At 63.6% G+C, this 16,431-nt stretch carries 17 protein-coding genes; 8 read left to right on the top strand and 9 right to left on the bottom strand.

Translation table 11 applies throughout. The features are described from left to right. Positions 1–17 precede the first annotated feature (17 nt). Entirely contained in the window at positions 18–1,154 is a 1,137-nt protein-coding gene (locus LIW51_RS21130; protein WP_227376990.1) for a citrate synthase/methylcitrate synthase, read from the top strand. A 38-nt stretch (positions 1,155–1,192) separates the two neighbouring features. On the opposite strand, the gene LIW51_RS21125 is transcribed toward LIW51_RS21130, so the two are convergent. After that, positions 1,193–1,717, bottom strand: coding sequence for a hypothetical protein (locus LIW51_RS21125; RefSeq protein WP_227376989.1), 525 nt, complete (start codon positions 1,715–1,717; stop codon positions 1,193–1,195). Positions 1,718–1,742: 25 nt separating this feature from the next. Next, a complete protein-coding gene (locus LIW51_RS21120) occupies positions 1,743–3,176 on the bottom strand; it encodes a hypothetical protein (protein WP_227376988.1) in 1,434 nt (477 codons plus the stop codon). Between the two features lie 94 nt (positions 3,177–3,270). Between LIW51_RS21120 and hemE the strand changes: the two genes are divergently transcribed. Next, positions 3,271–4,275, top strand: a complete 1,005-nt coding sequence (gene hemE / locus LIW51_RS21115; protein ID WP_227376987.1) for a uroporphyrinogen decarboxylase — start codon at positions 3,271–3,273, stop codon at positions 4,273–4,275. Between the two features lie 80 nt (positions 4,276–4,355). On the opposite strand, the gene hemG is transcribed toward hemE, so the two are convergent. Next, complete coding sequence (hemG, locus tag LIW51_RS21110) at positions 4,356–5,645, bottom strand: protoporphyrinogen oxidase (RefSeq protein WP_227376986.1); 1,290 nt, start codon at positions 5,643–5,645, stop codon at positions 4,356–4,358. Next, positions 5,618–6,667: a ferrochelatase gene (hemH, locus tag LIW51_RS21105; protein ID WP_227376985.1), complete on the bottom strand. Its 1,050-nt coding sequence runs from the start codon at positions 6,665–6,667 to the stop codon at positions 5,618–5,620. Before hemH ends, hemG begins: the two co-directional genes overlap by 28 nt. A gap of 498 nt (positions 6,668–7,165) precedes the next feature. On the opposite strand from hemH, the gene LIW51_RS21100 reads away from it, so the two are divergent. After that, complete coding sequence (locus LIW51_RS21100) at positions 7,166–8,938, top strand: ABC transporter substrate-binding protein (protein ID WP_227376984.1); 1,773 nt, start codon at positions 7,166–7,168, stop codon at positions 8,936–8,938. Between the two features lie 16 nt (positions 8,939–8,954). On the opposite strand, the gene LIW51_RS21095 is transcribed toward LIW51_RS21100, so the two are convergent. Beyond that, entirely contained in the window at positions 8,955–9,269 is a 315-nt protein-coding gene (locus LIW51_RS21095; RefSeq protein ID WP_227376983.1) for a winged helix-turn-helix transcriptional regulator, read from the bottom strand. A 79-nt stretch (positions 9,270–9,348) separates the two neighbouring features. Here LIW51_RS21095 and LIW51_RS39345 point away from each other — a divergent pair, with 79 nt between their 5' ends. Beyond that, positions 9,349–10,221 carry a VOC family protein gene (locus tag LIW51_RS39345; RefSeq protein ID WP_368411857.1) on the top strand — a complete coding sequence of 291 codons (873 nt, stop codon included), beginning with the start codon at positions 9,349–9,351 and terminating at the stop codon, positions 10,219–10,221. 62 nt (positions 10,222–10,283) lie between these two features. Continuing rightward, a complete protein-coding gene (locus LIW51_RS21080) occupies positions 10,284–10,646 on the top strand; it encodes a DUF7344 domain-containing protein (protein ID WP_227376982.1) in 363 nt (120 codons plus the stop codon). Between the two features lie 4 nt (positions 10,647–10,650). Here LIW51_RS21080 and LIW51_RS21075 read toward each other — a convergent pair whose 3' ends face one another. Continuing rightward, positions 10,651–11,193: a SprT-like domain-containing protein gene (locus LIW51_RS21075; RefSeq protein ID WP_227376981.1), complete on the bottom strand. Its 543-nt coding sequence runs from the start codon at positions 11,191–11,193 to the stop codon at positions 10,651–10,653. A 60-nt stretch (positions 11,194–11,253) separates the two neighbouring features. On the opposite strand from LIW51_RS21075, the gene LIW51_RS21070 reads away from it, so the two are divergent. After that, entirely contained in the window at positions 11,254–11,739 is a 486-nt protein-coding gene (locus tag LIW51_RS21070; RefSeq protein ID WP_227376980.1) for a DUF6653 family protein, read from the top strand. An 18-nt stretch (positions 11,740–11,757) separates the two neighbouring features. Here LIW51_RS21070 and LIW51_RS21065 read toward each other — a convergent pair whose 3' ends face one another. Next, positions 11,758–12,603, bottom strand: coding sequence for an aldo/keto reductase (locus LIW51_RS21065; RefSeq protein ID WP_227376978.1), 846 nt, complete (start codon positions 12,601–12,603; stop codon positions 11,758–11,760). 95 nt (positions 12,604–12,698) lie between these two features. Between LIW51_RS21065 and LIW51_RS21060 the strand changes: the two genes are divergently transcribed. Beyond that, entirely contained in the window at positions 12,699–13,175 is a 477-nt protein-coding gene (locus LIW51_RS21060) for a DUF6789 family protein (protein WP_227376976.1), read from the top strand. Here the strand turns inward: LIW51_RS21060 and LIW51_RS21055 are convergent, their stop codons facing one another. Both LIW51_RS21055 and LIW51_RS21050 read right to left on the bottom strand, forming a co-directional pair. After that, positions 13,176–14,909, bottom strand: coding sequence for a cbb3-type cytochrome c oxidase subunit I (locus LIW51_RS21055; RefSeq protein WP_227376974.1), 1,734 nt, complete (start codon positions 14,907–14,909; stop codon positions 13,176–13,178). Positions 14,910–15,041: 132 nt separating this feature from the next. Further along, a complete protein-coding gene (locus LIW51_RS21050) occupies positions 15,042–15,443 on the bottom strand; it encodes a universal stress protein (protein WP_227376972.1) in 402 nt (133 codons plus the stop codon). 175 nt (positions 15,444–15,618) lie between these two features. Here LIW51_RS21050 and LIW51_RS21045 point away from each other — a divergent pair, with 175 nt between their 5' ends. Then, the gene (locus LIW51_RS21045) at positions 15,619–16,371 is read left to right on the top strand and encodes an SIR2 family NAD-dependent protein deacylase (protein WP_227376971.1); all 753 of its coding nucleotides are present in this window, start codon (positions 15,619–15,621) and stop codon (positions 16,369–16,371) included. Positions 16,372–16,431: the final 60 nt, after the last annotated feature.

The raw sequence follows: 16,431 nt of genomic DNA, 5'->3' as shown, positions 1-16,431 counted from the left end.
GCCGACCGATTCTTTGCATGGACGATACATCAGTCGATAAGGGGTTGGAGAATGTCGTCGCGGGCGAGACGCGGCTCTCGTCCATCGACGGCGAGGCCGGGGAACTCGTCATCGGTGGCTTCCCTCTCGCCGAACTCGCCGCGAGCGCGACGTTCGAGGAGACCGTCTTCCTGCTGTGGAACGACCGCCTGCCGACGGCGGACGAACTCGACGATCTCCGGGCCGACCTGCGCGAGTACCGCACGATTTCGGCCGAGACGCGGAATCTACTCCGAGAAGCCGCCGACCGAGGGCAACCGGCGATGGACGCCCTCCGGATGGGCGCGGCGAGCGCTACCCTCGCCCGAACCGACGGCGAGAACCCGGAGCGGGACGCCCTCGTCGCCGTCGCGCAACTCCCGACCGTGGTCGCCACCTACTGGCGATGCCGAACGGGAGCGGAGCCGATCGACCCGCGTTCCGATCTCGACCACGCCGTGAACTACCTCTACATGCTCACCGGCGAGGAACCGAGCGAAGCGGCGACAAGAGGGCTAGAGACGTACCTCAACACGGTCGTCGACCACGGGCTGAACGCCTCGACGTTCACCGCCCGCGCCATCGTCTCGACCGAATCCGACGTCATCTCCGGGGTCACCGGAGCGGTCGGTTCACTGAAGGGGCCGCTCCACGGCGGCGCTCCCGGCCCGGTGTTGGACATGCTGTTCGACGTCCGCGAGACGGGCGACCCCGAAGGGTACGTCGCGGAGACGCTCGACGCCGGGGAGCGACTGATGGGCTTCGGCCACCGCGTCTACCGGGTGCGCGACCCGCGAGCGGAGGTGCTGTCGGACGCCGCCGAGCGGTTCTACGCGGACGACGGCGACTCGGCATTCTTCGAAATCGCGCGCGAATTCGAGGGAACCGCCGTGGACGTGCTGGCGGAGCGCAGACCGGACCTCTCCCTGCAGACGAATGTCGAATTCTACACCGCCGTCCTCCTGAACGGCATCGGCGTGCCTCGCGATCTCTTTACAGCCACCTTCGCCGTCTCGCGCGTCGGCGGCTGGACGGCCCACTGTCTCGAACAACTCGAAGACAACCGGATCGTTCGCCCTCGGGCCCGATACGTCGGGGAGACCGGTCGGACGTGGACGCCCGTCGAGAGCCGGTAGCGCGGTCGCGGTTCAACCACTGAATTCCCGACTCGCCGTCAGTACGGATGAGAGTCCGGTCCCTCGGGGAACGTGTACGCCGACAGCCACGGCGGTGGTTCGCGGTCTTTCGCCCACCGGAACAGGTCGCGCTTCTCGTTGGCGTAGTAGAGTCGGTACGCATCCATGTAGTCGTCCGCCTTCCACTTACCCGTCACCTGCGGTGGGTCACCGGGCGCCCCCGGCCAGTCGAGCGCCGCGACCCGGTCGTCGTCGAGTCGGCGGACGGTCGCCCACGAGCCGTGGAACTCGTCCTCCGCGTGGTTCCAGCGATATCGCCACTCGTCGTGAGCGCAGGCCGTGTACTTGCGGAGATACTCCCAGTTTTCGAGCGCCTGCGTGGCCCACCGCGTCAGCGGATGGTCGGGGTGAGTAAAGTACAGTTCCTCGCCCTCGTATCCGCGAAGCTGTGCCGCCGTCGTCAACACCATCGAGCACTCGAAGACACTGCTCGTGACGTGACGGTCGACGAGCCATCGGGCCGCCCGTTCTAAATTCCTGTCCAACCAGAACGCGTTGACCACGGCGAAATCTACGTCCGCTCCCGAATTATGTCCACCGGCCGGTTCGACGGAACGTCGGCGTCCCTGGATTCCCGCAGTCTTCGTATCCGAGCGAGCGAAGCGCGTACAGCAGGTCAGTGCGAGCGTACGACTCGCGGGCGGTGACCGGCCTACCGTCGTCGGTGAATTCGGCGGTTCGCTCGGCGAGGGCGTCCATTTCGACCGCCGGTTCGTCCTCCAACGCTCGCTCGACGGCGGCGTCCCCACCGCCGAGGGTGTACCGTTCGACCTTCGACTCGACTCTACTCCGGAGGTCGCGGAGCGTCCGGTGACCGCAGCGTTCCGGGCTGCGGATCTCCTTCGCGTACTCGACCAGTCCCCGGTTCGCCGCCACTGCTTCGTCCCAGTGCTCTACGGCGTACACCGCGAGCGATTCGAGCGAATCCGCGTCGGCGACGAGCGAGTGTTTCTCGGGGACGCAGTCGTAGATCCACGGCTCGTCGCGCAGGAGGAGCACCTGTCCGCTGGCGGCTTGCTCGAACGGCGTCCGGGCCATCGTCTCGTACTCGCTGGCGCAGACCGCGATATCCCCCGTTTCGAGCGCCCACTCGTACGTCTCGCGTGACGCCTTGGAGTGGACGTCCACCCACTCGCGGCGTCGGTACTCGTCCGGAATCGGTTCCATGCTCGTCATCAGCGTCCGAACGCCAAACTCGCGGTAGAGCGTCTCAGCGACCGCCAACACGTCGTCGGCGTGTTTCTTCGACCACAGCGACCCCGCGACGTGGAGCCACTCTGGTTCGTCGCCGTATCGTTCCTCGAACTCGTCGAATTCGACGGGGCTTCCGCTCTCTATCGCCCCGTCGAGCGTGGATTCGACAACGTCCTGTCGAAGGAACTCGCTCGCATGCTCTCGAAACGCCGCCGCGTCTATCCCCGCCGTGAACCAGATACCGTCCGCGAACGCGGTTCCGCAGAGCTCCATCCGCATTTGGTAGGCGTCGCGGTAGCGACAGAACCGATACTTGAACGGCACTTGGAGGTCGTGGACGTTCGCCACCACGTCGAACGGTCGAACTTGCGCCGCCCAGTGGTCGGTGTAGTCGAGTAACCACTTCTTGAGCGTGAACCGTCCCGTTCGTAGTTGGTCTACGACCACGTCCACGTACGCCCCTTGCTTGTGGATGGCCGCTTCGAGCGCCGTCAACTGGTCTTCCGTGTAGCCGTTCTCGGTGAACATCGATCGGCGCGGATGGTCGGCCATGAACGGTTCCGCCTCGACGAGCGTCACTCGCTCGCGGTCGGCCAACACGTCGCTCTCGTCGTAGTTCGCTCGCTCGCGGGGCGGGAGCAGCCAGTAGACGTGTATCGTCTCGTCACGGCGTAGCCACTGTCCGACCCACGACACGGCGTCGTTGAGCGTTCCGCTGCTGCTCGCGTCATCCAGCCGGTACACCTCCGGAACGATGAGTACGCGCATTCGCTACCCTCGCGTGACGTTTTCGTACCACGGACTGGGGCTTGAATCTGCGGGCCTTCGAAACGTTTAGACGCGCACCGACCAATCTGGGGGCATGAGCGACCTGTTGGTTCGCGCGGCGCGAGGCGAACGCACCGAGCGTCCCCCCGTCTGGTTGATGCGACAAGCCGGACGGTACATCCCCGAGTACCGCGACATCCGCGAACGATACACGTTCAAGGAGGCGATCAAGACGCCCGAGGTGGCGGAACGAATCACCCTGCTCCCGTGGGAACTGTTCGAACCGGACGGTCTCGTCATGTTCTCCGACATCCTCACCGTCCTCGAACCGCTCGGCTTCGACTACCGCATCGAGAGTGGCGTCGGCCCCGTCGTCTCGAACCCCGTGACCGGCCCCGACGACGTTCCCGCGGAAGCGGGCGACGTGGCCTCCGACATTGACTACGTTGGGAAACTGCTCGAACGACTACGGGAGAGCGTCGGCGACCGAACCAGCATCATCGGCTTCGCCGGCGGTCCGTACACCCTCGCTTCCTACGTCGTGGGCGACGAACCCACCTCTCGCAAGCCAATCCGTCGATTCCGGGCGAATCATCCGGAGGCGTTCCGCGACCTGCTCGAAGCGTTCACCGGCGTCGTGGAGGAGTACGTCGCCTATCAGGTCGAACGCGGTGCGGACGTGGTGCAGGTGTTCGACACGTGGGCGGGCGTGCTGACCCCCGACGACTACCGGGAGTTCGTGCTGCCGCTCCACCGGCGCATCTTCGATGCCATCGACGTACCGTCTATCGTCTTCGTGCGCCATCCCGGCGGCAAACTCGATCTGCTGGCGGAATCGGGCGCGGACGTGGTCGGACTCGACTGGACGGTCGATATGGCCGACGCGCGAGCGGAACTCGGCGAAACGCCCGTGCAGGGTAACCTCGACCCATCGTACCTGCTCGGCGATCCCGAGTTCGTCCGGCGGAAGACCCGTGAGGTCATCGAAAAGGCGGGCGATTCGGGACACGTCCTGAATCTCGGCCACGGTATCGACCGGACGACGCCGGTGGAGAACGCGAAGGTGTTCGTGGAGACGGCGAAGGAAGTCGAGCGATAGGGAGCGCAGTCGGAACGAGACTGTAGGACGCTACGTCATCGTATCACCGGAACGAACTGGTTCCGTTCTCGGTTATAAACTCACGCCCGATTCGCCAGCGACTCGGCCAACTGCCGGGCTTCGCGGATCCGACTCGGCACGCCCATCCGGGCGGTGTAGTTCGTGGCGAGGTGGACTCCTTCGGGCATCCGCACTTCGTCGAGTGCGTCCCACGAGGTGTCGTAGGCGGGGAACCCGCGTCGGAGGCGGGCAACGTTCAGCACGTCCGCCTCTGCGTCCATCACCTTCTCGAACTCCGTCGCTGCGATACTGCCGAGGGTCTCGTCGTCCTCTTCGACCAGTTCGGGATTTCTCATCCCGCCGAGGAAGACGGTGTAAACCCCGTCCCGGCCGAACATGCTCGCGTTCCACGAGACGCCGAGCGTGTCGAGGCCCTCGTCGTTGCGCACCTGATAGCCGAATCCGTCCCGGTCGCAGTCGGCGCGGAGATGCACCAGCGCGAGCGGATTGTAGTTCAGACGCTCGAGGGCGCTTGCTGCGGTGGGCGCGAGGGTTGCTAGCAAGTCGGCGCTCACGGCCGCAGGTGTGGTGACGACCACCTCGTTCACCGCGAACTCCTCGGCGTCGGTTTCGAGGACGTAACCGTCCTCGGTTTCTCGAACCTCAGTGACGGGCGTTTCGAGGCGGACGTTCTCCGCGTGGGCGTCGTACAGGGTTTCGGGGAGCGTCTGCACCCCCTCTTCGAAGGAGATGGCCGGTGCGGACGTGCCGCCCGCCATCGCCCGCTTCAGGGCCGGTTCGAGCAGGGAACCGTACTTCTGCTCCAGTTTCATCACTCCCGAAAGCGCGTGTTCGACCGGCATCCGCTCGGGTTCGGAACCGTATGTCCCGCCGAACAGCGGACCGAGGAGGTTTTCGTAGACTTCCTCGCCGAACTTTCGGGTGAACAGCTTGGCGGCGGTTTCGTCGGGCTCCGCCGGAGCCGTTTGCGGTTCCTTCAACACGTCCAGTTTACCCCGCCACGACAGCAGGTCGGTGTGGCCGAACTCCTCGATGGAGAACGGGGCTCGACGGAGTGCGCCGTTCGCGTAGACGAACAGCTTCGTGTCCCCAGCTTCGATGACCTCGTCGTCCAGTCCCAGGTCGGTGATGAGTTCGTCCACCGGGTTCGTCCGCCGTAACCGCTGTGGTCCCCACTCCAGCAGGTAGCCATTGACGCGCCCGCTCCGAATCACGCCGCCGGGTTCGTCGTCGGCTTCGAGAACGACGTACTCCACTTCCCCCTTGTCGAGGTGGTGGGCGAGCGCGAGTCCCGTGATGCCGGCGCCGACGATACCGACCGTCATCGGCCGAAGGGAGCGTTCAGGCACATCGTGTCCGGGGAATCCTTACACCGACACTGGCGGAACTGGTAGTACGATGGGTCGAAGCCGGCGACGAACGGCTCCACGAGGTCCGCGAGGACGCCAGCGAATCGCTCGTTGTCGTGTGGAACCGGGACGCGGTAGAAGTCGAGTCCGACGGCTTCCGCGTCCTCGCGGAGATCGTCGTCCAGTTCCGACAGCGTCTCGCTCTGTTCGTGCATGAAGCTGATGGGTTCGACCACGACGCGCTCCGCATCGATATCGGTGACGACGTCCTCGACCTCGGGTTCGGTCCACGGAATCTTGCGGTTGCCGTGATTCTGGAAACCGAGCGAGTACGATTCGACGCCGAGTTCGCTCGCCATCACGTCGCAGAACTCCTCGACGTACCGGTCGTAGCGACTTCCCTCGTCGAGATAGTGGGTGGGCGTCCCGTGCGCGGAAAAGAGCAGTTCGGTGCCGTCGTCCGCGAGATTGAGTCCCACGTCGTCGGCGTACGTCCGGACGTTGTCGGCTCGAATCCGGTTGTACGTCGGATGTCGGTGCCAGCCCGTTATCTCGTGTACCGGAACGTCCCAGTCGCGTTCCGCGACCGCGTCCGCGAGTTCTTCGAGCGATGCGACGGTCGTGGAAGCGCCGCAGAGCGGATAGACGGGGAGTCCGACGAGTTCGTCCACGCCGTCTTCGCGCGCCCGTTCGATCGCGTCCGCGATGAACGGTTCCGTGAACTGCTTCCCGACGTAGGTCGTCGCGTCGAACCCACGAGCGTCGAGTTCGGCCTCCAGCGTCTCCGCCTGCGCTTTTGCCTGCGGGTCGAGCGGCGACCCACCGATCTCCTCGTACTCCTCGATGAGGCCTGGAGCGCGACGTTCGGCCAGTTGCCGGGAGCGTTTTCGCGCTTCCTCCTGGGTGGTATCGCCTTCGAGGTCGGCGTTGTTCATGAAGATGCGCTCCAGATAGCCGAGGACGCTCTCTCGCGTCGGTTCGGACGGTTCTCCAAAATTGAGCATGACGACGCCAGTAGTCATGTTCGATTCTCGGGACGGACGCGCCGAATAGTTGTCGTTTGCCGGCCTGCAACCCGTCGGAGTTTTTCCTTCGACGGTTTCCGTCGGAACGTACCCTCAACCGACCTCGAAACGTGGTGGTAATCTCGTTTACTTTTTCGATTTCGGTCAGTTCGTTCTGTTTTCGTTCGTTTCCTCATGTCGGATACATTTCGCGAGGCGGAATCGTCCCGTTTCCGAACTCAGTTTCGACGTCGGTGCCGGACGGAATCGAGGGCGCGCTACAACTCGCATACGACCTTCGCCGGAAACGACTGCTTTCGGGATTCGATCCTTCCATTGTTGATTCTTGACACAATGCTCCCGGAACTTTCGTTGCTGATATCTGTGGTGGTTCTATGACATCGATTTCTACACAAAACTTAGAATATATTTCGTAGTCCTCACTTTTTGCAACGACTTTCACTCTACATACCAATGATTAGTTACATATGTTCGACGCTCGTGTACTCCTTCCGGATGTCAGAGAAATCAAACGTCACGCGGCGACGCTTTTTGAAGGCGACGGGGGGTGCGGCATCTGCTGTTGCGCTCACCGGTATGGCCGGTACGAGCGGTGCTCAGCAGTCGAACCAACAGGGAAGCGATAGGACGCTCCAACTTATCAACTCCACGATGAGTACCCTCGACCCGATAAAGGCGACGGACACCGCCTCGGGGACGGTCATCCAGCAGGTGTTCGACCCGCTGATGAACTATCCGGAGGGGAAGATTGCGGTCGAGAACCTGCTGGCCGAGAGTCAGGAAGTGTCGGACAACTTCACGACGTACACGTTCACGCTGAAGCAGGGTGCACAGTTCCACAACGGAAAGGAAGTCACGGCGCAGGACTTCGTCTACTCGTGGGAGCGACTGGCCGCCTCGGAGAACTCCCGGCGGTCGTACTTCATCCTCGACTCCATCGGGGTGAGACACCAGACGGACGGCGACGGTAACTACCGACCCGGGTCGCTCGCGGTCAACGCGAGGGACAAGTACACGCTGGAGATGGAACTCAAAGAGCCGTTCCACTCCACCCTCGAGATGCTGTCGTACACCTCGTTCGCGGCGATTCCGGAGGGTCTCGTCGGCGATGTTCAGGGCTATCAGGGGGAGATGCCGTACCAGCGGTTCGCCACGAGCAATCCGATCGGCGCGGGACCGTTCGAGTTCGACCACTGGAGCAGCAACAACGAGGCGGTCGTCACGCGGTTCGATAACTACCACCGAGGAAGGGCCGACGTCGCCGGAGTTCGGTGGAGCATCATCGAGGACGACCAAGCCGCCTACACCTACTTGATGAACCAGAACGCCGACATCGGGTTCAACGAGCAGATTCCGACGGCGCAGTACGACCCGAGTAAGGTGACCATCCAGAACACCGACCAACTCGGACGCAAGTCGGGCACCTACGGACCGGTGCAGAACGGCGAGACGATGAACTACCTCGCCGTGCCGACCATCAACGCCTTCTACCTCGGGTTCAATACGAGCACAGTCGAGAAACCGGCACGGCAGGCCGCGGCCTACGCACTGAACCAACAGGTCGCGGTCGACCAAGTGTTCAAGGGGCGCGGGGAGGCCGCGTACCACTTCACGCCGCCGCGCATCTACCCCGGCGGTGCGAACGCGTATGACCAACACGCGCAGAACAACTACCCCTACGGGTACGACGAGACGCAGCTCCAGCAGGCTCGACAGGTGATGGAGCAGGCGGGATACGGGAACAACAACCGGTACCAGTTCACGCTCACGACCTACGAATCGACGACGTGGCAGGAAATCGCCAAGATTCTGCGCGACCAACTTCAGGCGGCGTACATCGACCTGCAACTGGAGCAGGCTCCGTTCTCGGTTCTGCTCAACCGCGGCCGGAGCGGGAATCTTCAAGCGTACACGCTGGGCTGGATTATGGACTGGCCCGCGCCGGACAACTTCCTGCAACTGCTGTACCCGCCGCGGACGGACACCTCGCAGTCCGATCCGTTGGCGTACACGAACTGGTCGGGGACGCAGGCAGCGAATCAAGCGACGCAGGCGTGGAATCGGATACAGAACAACCCCGCACCCACCGACCAAGCGGAGCGAACCCGCAATCGGGCGTACGTCCAGATAGAGGAAGCGAACTGGGAGGACGTGACGTTCCTGCCGGTGTATCACCGCACCGACGAGCGGTTCTCCTATCGGTCGATCAGCATCCCGAAGTTCGGCGCCGCCGGTGCGAGCAGGCAGATGTACGACACGACGACGTGACGACGGGTTCGCGGGGTCAGAGCCACTCCGCGGCCCATGTCTCTATTTCCTCGAAGATGGGACAGAGCGAGCGACCCTTCTCACTCAGGCTGTAGTAGGTCGCTATCGGCGCGTCCTCCTCGGTGCGGCGACTGACGAACCCCGACTCGCGCAGGTCGTCCAGTACGCGAGAGAGCGTCCGCGAACTCGCGCCGGTGGAGCGTTTGAGTTCGTTGAACCGCTTCTCGCCGTCCAACAGATCGTAGAGGACGACCAGCCGCCACTGAGAGCCGATCTGCTCGAACGACTCGACGACCGAACATGCACCCGCCTCGGCGGTTTCCGATGACATCGGTGTAATCTGGTTACGTCTACGCCCGCGAAACCATAAATCGGTTCGGGTTCGAATCAGGTAACGTAATGATACCACAATCGGGCGCGAAACACGACTCCTTCCTCGAAACAGGACGGATGCGCCATCCACCACCGGACTGCACCACGTAAAGAACTTCTGCACCGACATGGAGCGAACGCGGGAGTTCTACGAGAACGCCCTCGGCCTCCACGCGGTGAAGATGACCGAGAACTACGACGACCCCGGAACGCTGCACGACTACTTCTCGCCGACGCCGGAGGGCGAACCGGGCACCGTCATCAGCTACTTCGAATACTCCGGTTCGGAGGGGCGACCCGGCGGCGGAGCCAACCACCACTTCGCGCTCGGCGTCGAGGACGAAGACGCCCTCCGCGAGTGGCGCGACCACCTCCAGTCGCGGGGCGTCCGCGTCTCGCCGATTCGGGACAGAACGTACTTCGAGAGCATCTATCTCTCTGACCCGGACGGACTCACCATCGAGTTCGCCACGTCCGGGCCGGGATTCGAAGCGTCCGATTCGGCGAAAAATTTGGTTCGGGAAGCGGGCGAACTCGCGGCGGGCGTGGATGCGAACCTCGTCTTGCTCCACGTCACGACCACCGAAGAGTACGAGAACACGCGCAATTCCTTGGAGCGTATTTCCTCCCTCGAAACCTCGCACACCGCCGGACAGGTGCTCGAAAGGGCTCGCCAGTTCGTCGCGGACATCGGGCGAGAAGTGCTCGACGGTATCGACGTGGAGTACGAATCCGTCGGGCGCATCGGCGACGAACGCGACGAGATTCTCGATGTCGCCCACGAGTACGGTTGCGACCACGTCTTTCTCGCGGGGCGGAAACGGTCGCCCACCGGGAAAGCTCTCTTCGGCAACCGGACGCAGTCGGTCATCCTCGATTTCGACGGCGCGATCACCGTCGTCACGGAGTAACGAACCCCACGTTTTGTTCGAATCGCAACTGGTAAGTTGTTCACTAGTTACTCTCTAACCGAATGCTTGGCCGACTACTCAAGGGTGGGCCGGTTTCTGCGCCGATAGCGCTGTCCCGGGACGACCTTTTCACCCTCTGTCGCGTCGAGCGTCGGCGACACGCCATCGCTGTCATGTCCGAGGTCGAAACCGCGATTCCGATGCGGACGCTCGTCGAGGAAGTGACGGCCCGGGAGTTCGGCCCAAACGCGACGACCAACCAACGAACCACCGTCTACACGACGTTCTATCAGCAACACGTCTCCGTGCTGGAGGACGCCGACGTGCTCTCCGCCCCCGACGGCCCGAGCGGGGTGCTCTACCCCGGCGAGAACGCGCCCCCTATCGCCGAACTGCTCTCGTACGTGGACGAGATCTCCGACTGATTCGTCACCACTCGCTTCCGAGTCTCCTGCGCGCGACGAGGTAGCCCGCGTGGGTACGCCACCGTCTCCCGCTCTCTCCGTGTTCGACCCGGTAGCGCGACCCGCAGGCCCCGCACCGCCGTCGCGCCGGGCGTTTCACGGCCTCCGACGCGCGATAGCGGCGAGCCTCCCAATCGCAGGACGAGCAGACGAGTCGGAGGCGCGCGTCGGCGAACGACCGACAGTGCCGGGGCGCGTCGAGTTTCCGCGCCTTCTCCGCGAACCGCGAACCGTGTCCCGACTCGCCGTACCGCTGGAACTCCCACGCGTGAACCAGTTCGTGGCGAATCGTTCCGGTGAACTCCTCCCACCCGAACGCGCGGTAGGCGTCCCACGTCAGCCGAATCGTCACCAAGTCGGTTCCTCGATGGTAGATGCAAGCCCCCGCCCGGCGCGTCGCCCGCTCCGAACACTCCCAGTCGACGGCGGAGAGGTCGACTTCGATGGGAACCGTCTCGGCGTAGCTCGCCGCGGCGTCGAGCAGTTCGTCGCGCGTCGTCGGTTCCATCCGGCGGTGGCTTCTCACCGTCGGGTCATAACTTTCCCTCTTGCGGGCGAAGCGTTACGTATGGCAACCGCGAGCACTGCGCCACCCGACACCGCGAGAGAGCGACTGGTGCGGACGTTCTGGGAGCGACACTCGAATCCGAAGAGCGGCTGGACGCGGGCGCTCTCCTATCCGGTGTTGATGGCCGCGCTCTATCGCCACGACTGGAAACTGCTCGGAGCGACGATACTCTTCGTCGCCGTCAACCCCGTCCTCTTCGCGAAACCCGACCCGGAGAAAGCGAAAGATAGCTGGATGTACAGGGGCGTCCTCGGCGAGCAACTCTGGCTGGAGCGCGGCGACAAGCGCGGCTATCCGAACGTGTTGAACGCGCTCAACGTCCCGGTCTTCCTCTACGGACTTTACGTGGCCTATCGTCAGAAACCTCGCGCGACCGCCCTCTGTGCGCTTCTTTCCGCCGGACTCAAACTCCGGTTCGTCGGCGAGATGGTGCGCTACTACGAGACGCACCGCAACGACCGTCGGGGGAACCGAGAAATCGCCTGAATCGAGACCCCGAACCCGTTAGTCGAGCGTCGCCAACTCGTCGTCGGAGAGGTCGATGGTCGACGCTTCGACGTTCGAGCGGAGGTGTTCGACGCTCGACGTGCCGGGTATCGGAAGCATGACAGGCGAGTGGTGGAGGAGCCACGCCAGCGCGATCTGGCGGCGCGACGCGTCGTGCGCCTCTGCGACCTCGTCCAGCGCGTCGGCTTCGTCGCCGAGGTCGCCCGCGCCGATGGGAGACCACGGGATGAACCCGATCCCGGCGTCCTCACAGGCTTCGAGTACGTCCTCGTGCTCGCGGTCGGCGACGTTGTACCGGTTCTGGACGGTGGCAATTTCGACGATATCACGAGCGGCGTCGAGTTGCTCTACGTCCACGTTGCTCAGCCCGACGTGTTCTATCTTCCCCTCGTCTTTCAGCTCCGCCAGCGCGTGGACGGAGTCCTCGAACGCCACGTCGGGGTCGGGGCGGTGGTGTTGGTAGAGGCCGATGCTGTCGGTGCGGAGGCGGTCGAGACTCCCCATAATGGCGTTTCTGAGGTAGTCAGGGTCGCCGTTCGGAATCCAGTTCCCGTCGTCGTTCCGGAGCAGACCGCCCTTTGTCGCTACAACGAGTTTGTCGGGATAGGGGTGGAGCGCTTCTCCGACGAGTCGCTCGCTGACGCAGGGTCCGTAGGAGTCCGCCGTGTCGATCAGATCCACGCCGAGCGAGACGGCTTCGTGGAGCACGCGGCGAGCCTCCGCCTCGTCGTCCGGTCGCCCGATGATGTTTTCGCCGGTCAAACGCATCGCCCCGAAGCCCAGTCTGTGAACCGTCGTCTCCCCGCCGATATCGAAGGTATCACTCTCGTTTTCGAGCGCCATACCGGTAGAAAGGCCGACGACGCATAACATCTTTTGGCGGTCTTCGGACGCTGCGAGGGAGTATCTATAAACCGTTTCCCCTCTTGCTCCGTAGTATGTCGCAGGAAGTCTCTCGGTTCGACGGCGAATCCGGTCTTCCGCCCGCCGTCTACCAAGCACTGCAGACGTTCAAAGCGGGCGTGCTGAGCACCGGTCTGATGGTGTTCATCTTCCTCGTCGCGGAGGCGGAGGCACGCTTCGAACTCGGCGTTCCCGCCGCGGTTGCGAAGTTCGTTGGGATGCCCAACCGGCTGTATCTCGGGTTCATCGTCTTCGTCATGTTCGGGGCCGTCGTCTGGCCGCTCCTGTTCGCGGCTATCGAGGGCCGTATGACCTCGCTGCCGGGCGGCGACGATATCGGCATCCGCGGAATCATCTTCGCGTTAGTGCTCTGGGTCGCGTTCCTCGTCCTCGGATCGGCGGGCCTCCAACTCGCCGGACCGTTTCTCGTGCTTTATCTCGTCTTCTCCCTCATCGCCCACCTCGCGTACGGCTACTCGCTGGGCGTGCTGTACGGCCGATTCACCCGGTGATCACTCCATCCGCTCCTCCAACCACTGCCACTCGCGAGAGAAGGACCCGTCCTCTTTCAGGTTCCACACGTCCGCGTCCGTGACGACTGGTCCCTTCCGGTAGGATTGGAGCATGTTCCACAGCCAGACGAGCGTGCCGAGCGCGATGAGAATCGCGCCGATGGAGGCGATCTGCTGGAGCGGTTCGAACCGCTCGGCGTACCGCGCGTACCGTCGCGGTAGACCGAGCATCCCGAGCACGATGAGGGTGTTGAACGCGACGTTCACGCCGATGAAGCTGAGCCAGAAGTGCACCTTCGCGAGCGTCTCGTTGAACATCCGCCCGGTGAAAAGCGGGTACCAGTAGTAGACGGCCGCGAACATGCCGAAGGGAATCAGCCCCATGATGATGAGGTGGAAGTGACCGACGACGTAGTAGGTGTCGTGGTAGATGAGGTCGACGGGGATGGCCGCGAGGAAGACGCCCGTCACGCCGCCGATGATAAACGTCGCTATCCCGCCGACGCAGAACAGCATGGGTGCCTCGAGGCGAACCCGCCCGTTCCACATCGTCGAGATCCAGTTGAACACCTTCACCGCGCTCGGCACGGCGATGGCGAGCGACACCGCCATGAAACTCACTCGGAGGCGCGGGTCGAGTCCCGTCGTGAACATGTGGTGGGCCCAGACACCGAAGGAGAGCACGCCGATGGCCAGCGTCGAGTAGACGACGAACTTGAACCCGAACAGCTTCCTGCTCGAAAACTTGGGGAGGATGAGGCTGACGAGTCCCATCGGCGGCAGGACGAGGATGTACACTTCGGGATGGCCGAAGAACCAGAAGAGGTGCTGCCAGAGTATCGGCCCGCCGCCCTCCAGCGCGAAGAACGTGGTGCCGAAGTTGCGGTCTAACAGGAGCATGATGAGCGCGCTGCCGAGCAGCGGGAATGCGAACAGGATGAGACCGGCCTGCGTGAGGAGCGTCCACGAGAAGATGTCCAGATCCGACCACTCGACGCCGTCGCCCCGTTGCGTGAACGTCGTGGCGATGATGTTGATCGCGCCGATGGTGGTACTGACCCCCGAGAGGTGGAGACCGAGCAACAGCAGGTTGATGGTCGGATTCTCCTGTTGGCGCGACAGAGGTGTGTAGATCGTCCATCCCGTCTCCGGCGGTTTGAGCATGAAGAACGGGCGGGCCGCCGCCTCGCCCAAGACGGGTTCGATGATGTGGCCGCCGACGTCGGAGATGAGACCGAAGCGGACCAGCAGGAACGCCGGGGGGAGGAGCCAGAAGCCGATGGCGTTCAGTCGCGGGAATGCCATGTCATCGGCGTCGAGGAGCAGCGGGAGGAAGTAGTTGGCGAAGCCGAACAACACGGGCGTGGCGAAGAAAAAGAGCATCGTTACGCCGTGCATCGTGAACAGCCCGTTGTACGTCTCCGCGTTCCAAACGTCGACGTTGGAGGTGAACAACTCCGTCCGCATCATCATCGCGTCCATCCCGCCCCAGAAGAACGCTACCGAGCCGAGAAGCAGGTAGAGCGCGCCGATGTCTTTGTGGTCGACCGTCGTGATCCATCTGACGAGTCCGGTGGGTTTGCCGTATCCGGTCTCGAAGCCGGTGACGTAGCCGCCGTCGGCTTTGGCGGTGGGCGTGGTTTCGAGGTCTAACGAGCGAGCGATCCAGAGTGCGACCGCTATCAGTGCGAGTCCGAGCAGTGCACCTGCGGCGGCCTGACCGAAGCGATTCATTGTGGGCGTGTGGAACGAGTTATCGTCGGGTGTTGGCGATAGTTTAAGCGCTATACGGTTCGTACTGCTGAGTTAGAACGGACCTCCCTTAACCGTCCGGGCCATTCTCAGTATCTGAAAACGCGCTCGGTTTTAGACGGACTTCTTGATTGGAACTCCGACCACCGGATGGTTCGTCTGCAAGAGCACCGACTGGGTGATGCTTCCGAACAGCACCTTCTGGGCGGGGCTCCGCTTCTGGCTGAGACCGATGACTATCTCGTCCGCTTCGAGGTCATCTGCGAGTGTAAGCAAGTCGTGCGCCGGGTCGCTGGCATCGGTGTTCTGCTCCGTCTCCACGGTGCACGTCTCGGCGAGTCGGTCTTCGAACACCCCGAGCGCCTCCCGGCCGTCCTCGACCTTCTCCTCGTCGTTCCCGCCGTGAAGCGAGTTCACGGCGTACACCGTGTCGTCCTCGCTGAGTCGTGACCGGAGGTAGTCACAGATGCGCTCGCTCGTCTCTGCGCCGTCGGTTCCGGCGACGATGTGGGCCATACGCGTGACAAGAACTGGTGTGGGTATAAACCGGGTGGGAGAGTCGGTGGCACATCTCTCGCTCGCTACAGGATTTGCCGTTTCCTTCGGCGCGAGTGAAACATTCACCGTCGCCGTTTCGGCGGCCTCTCGTCGTTCCGCAGGATTACTACGTTTCCGACGCCCATCGTCTCGCATGGACGCTGTCGCACGACTCGCGGAGTCCGTCCGCGAGGCTGACACGGTCGTCGCGCTGACCGGGGCCGGTACGAGCACCGCGTCGGGTGTTCCCGACTTCCGGAGCGAGTCCGGCGTCTGGAACCGATTCGACCCCGAAGATTTCCACTATCAGCGGTTCCGAACCGACCCGGCGGGATTCTGGGCCGACCGCGTCGAACTCCACGAGACGATGTTCGGCGGTGATATCGAACCGAACCCCGCCCACGACGCGCTCGCCGAACTCGCGGAGGACGGTCACCTGCACGCGATTCTCACGCAGAACACTGACGGCTTACACGCCGCGACGACGCCGGCGGAGTTGGTCGAACTGCACGGCAACGCCCACCGGGCCGTCTGTGACTCCTGCGGTCGCCGAACCGACGCCGCGTCCGTCCGGAAGCGCGTCGAATCGGGAGAACGCCCGCCGCGTTGCGAGGACTGCGGCGGCGTCATCAAGCCCGACGTGGTGCTGTTCGGCGAGCGACTGGACGAACGCGACCTCCGGCGCGCCCGCGAACACGCGAGGCGGGCCGACGCGTTCCTCGCAATCGGTTCGTCGCTCAGCGTCGAACCCGCGGCGTCGCTGCCGCGGGTCGCCGCCCGCTCCGGCGCAGTGCTGGCGATAATCAACCTCGACGAAACGCCCGTCAGTCCGATGGCCGATTATGACGTGCGCGGCGACGTGACGGAAGTACTTCCGAAACTCGCGGAGCGCGTCGAAGACGCGTGAGCGTCGAGGTCGATAGTTCGATTCGTTCTCGCGTTCACCGCCGCCCTCCCCGCTACCGCT

The organism is Haladaptatus halobius, assembly GCF_020618475.1.
GTDB lineage: Archaea > Halobacteriota > Halobacteria > Halobacteriales > Haladaptataceae > Haladaptatus > Haladaptatus halobius.
The sequence above is the reverse complement of the archived record's forward strand: the minus strand, read 5'-3'. Positions and strand labels throughout refer to the sequence as shown.

Excerpts from the sequence above, each read along its gene's own strand:
- LIW51_RS21045 (WP_227376971.1), top strand. The coding sequence starts at position 15,619 with ATGGACGCTGTCGCACGACTCGCGGAGTCCGTCCGCGAGGCTGACACG.
- LIW51_RS21070 (WP_227376980.1), top strand. The coding sequence starts at position 11,254 with ATGGCAACCGCGAGCACTGCGCCACCCGACACCGCGAGAGAGCGACTG.
- LIW51_RS21055 (WP_227376974.1), bottom strand. The coding sequence starts at position 14,909 with ATGAATCGCTTCGGTCAGGCCGCCGCAGGTGCACTGCTCGGACTCGCA.
- LIW51_RS21065 (WP_227376978.1), bottom strand. The coding sequence starts at position 12,603 with ATGGCGCTCGAAAACGAGAGTGATACCTTCGATATCGGCGGGGAGACG.
- LIW51_RS21050 (WP_227376972.1), bottom strand. The coding sequence starts at position 15,443 with ATGGCCCACATCGTCGCCGGAACCGACGGCGCAGAGACGAGCGAGCGC.
- LIW51_RS21100 (WP_227376984.1), top strand. The coding sequence starts at position 7,166 with ATGTCAGAGAAATCAAACGTCACGCGGCGACGCTTTTTGAAGGCGACG.
- LIW51_RS21075 (WP_227376981.1), bottom strand. The coding sequence starts at position 11,193 with ATGGAACCGACGACGCGCGACGAACTGCTCGACGCCGCGGCGAGCTAC.
- LIW51_RS21120 (WP_227376988.1), bottom strand. The coding sequence starts at position 3,176 with ATGCGCGTACTCATCGTTCCGGAGGTGTACCGGCTGGATGACGCGAGC.
- hemE (WP_227376987.1), top strand. The coding sequence starts at position 3,271 with ATGAGCGACCTGTTGGTTCGCGCGGCGCGAGGCGAACGCACCGAGCGT.
- LIW51_RS21060 (WP_227376976.1), top strand. The coding sequence starts at position 12,699 with ATGTCGCAGGAAGTCTCTCGGTTCGACGGCGAATCCGGTCTTCCGCCC.
- LIW51_RS21095 (WP_227376983.1), bottom strand. The coding sequence starts at position 9,269 with ATGTCATCGGAAACCGCCGAGGCGGGTGCATGTTCGGTCGTCGAGTCG.
- LIW51_RS21080 (WP_227376982.1), top strand. The coding sequence starts at position 10,284 with ATGCTTGGCCGACTACTCAAGGGTGGGCCGGTTTCTGCGCCGATAGCG.
- hemH (WP_227376985.1), bottom strand. The coding sequence starts at position 6,667 with ATGACTACTGGCGTCGTCATGCTCAATTTTGGAGAACCGTCCGAACCG.
- LIW51_RS21130 (WP_227376990.1), top strand. The coding sequence starts at position 18 with ATGGACGATACATCAGTCGATAAGGGGTTGGAGAATGTCGTCGCGGGC.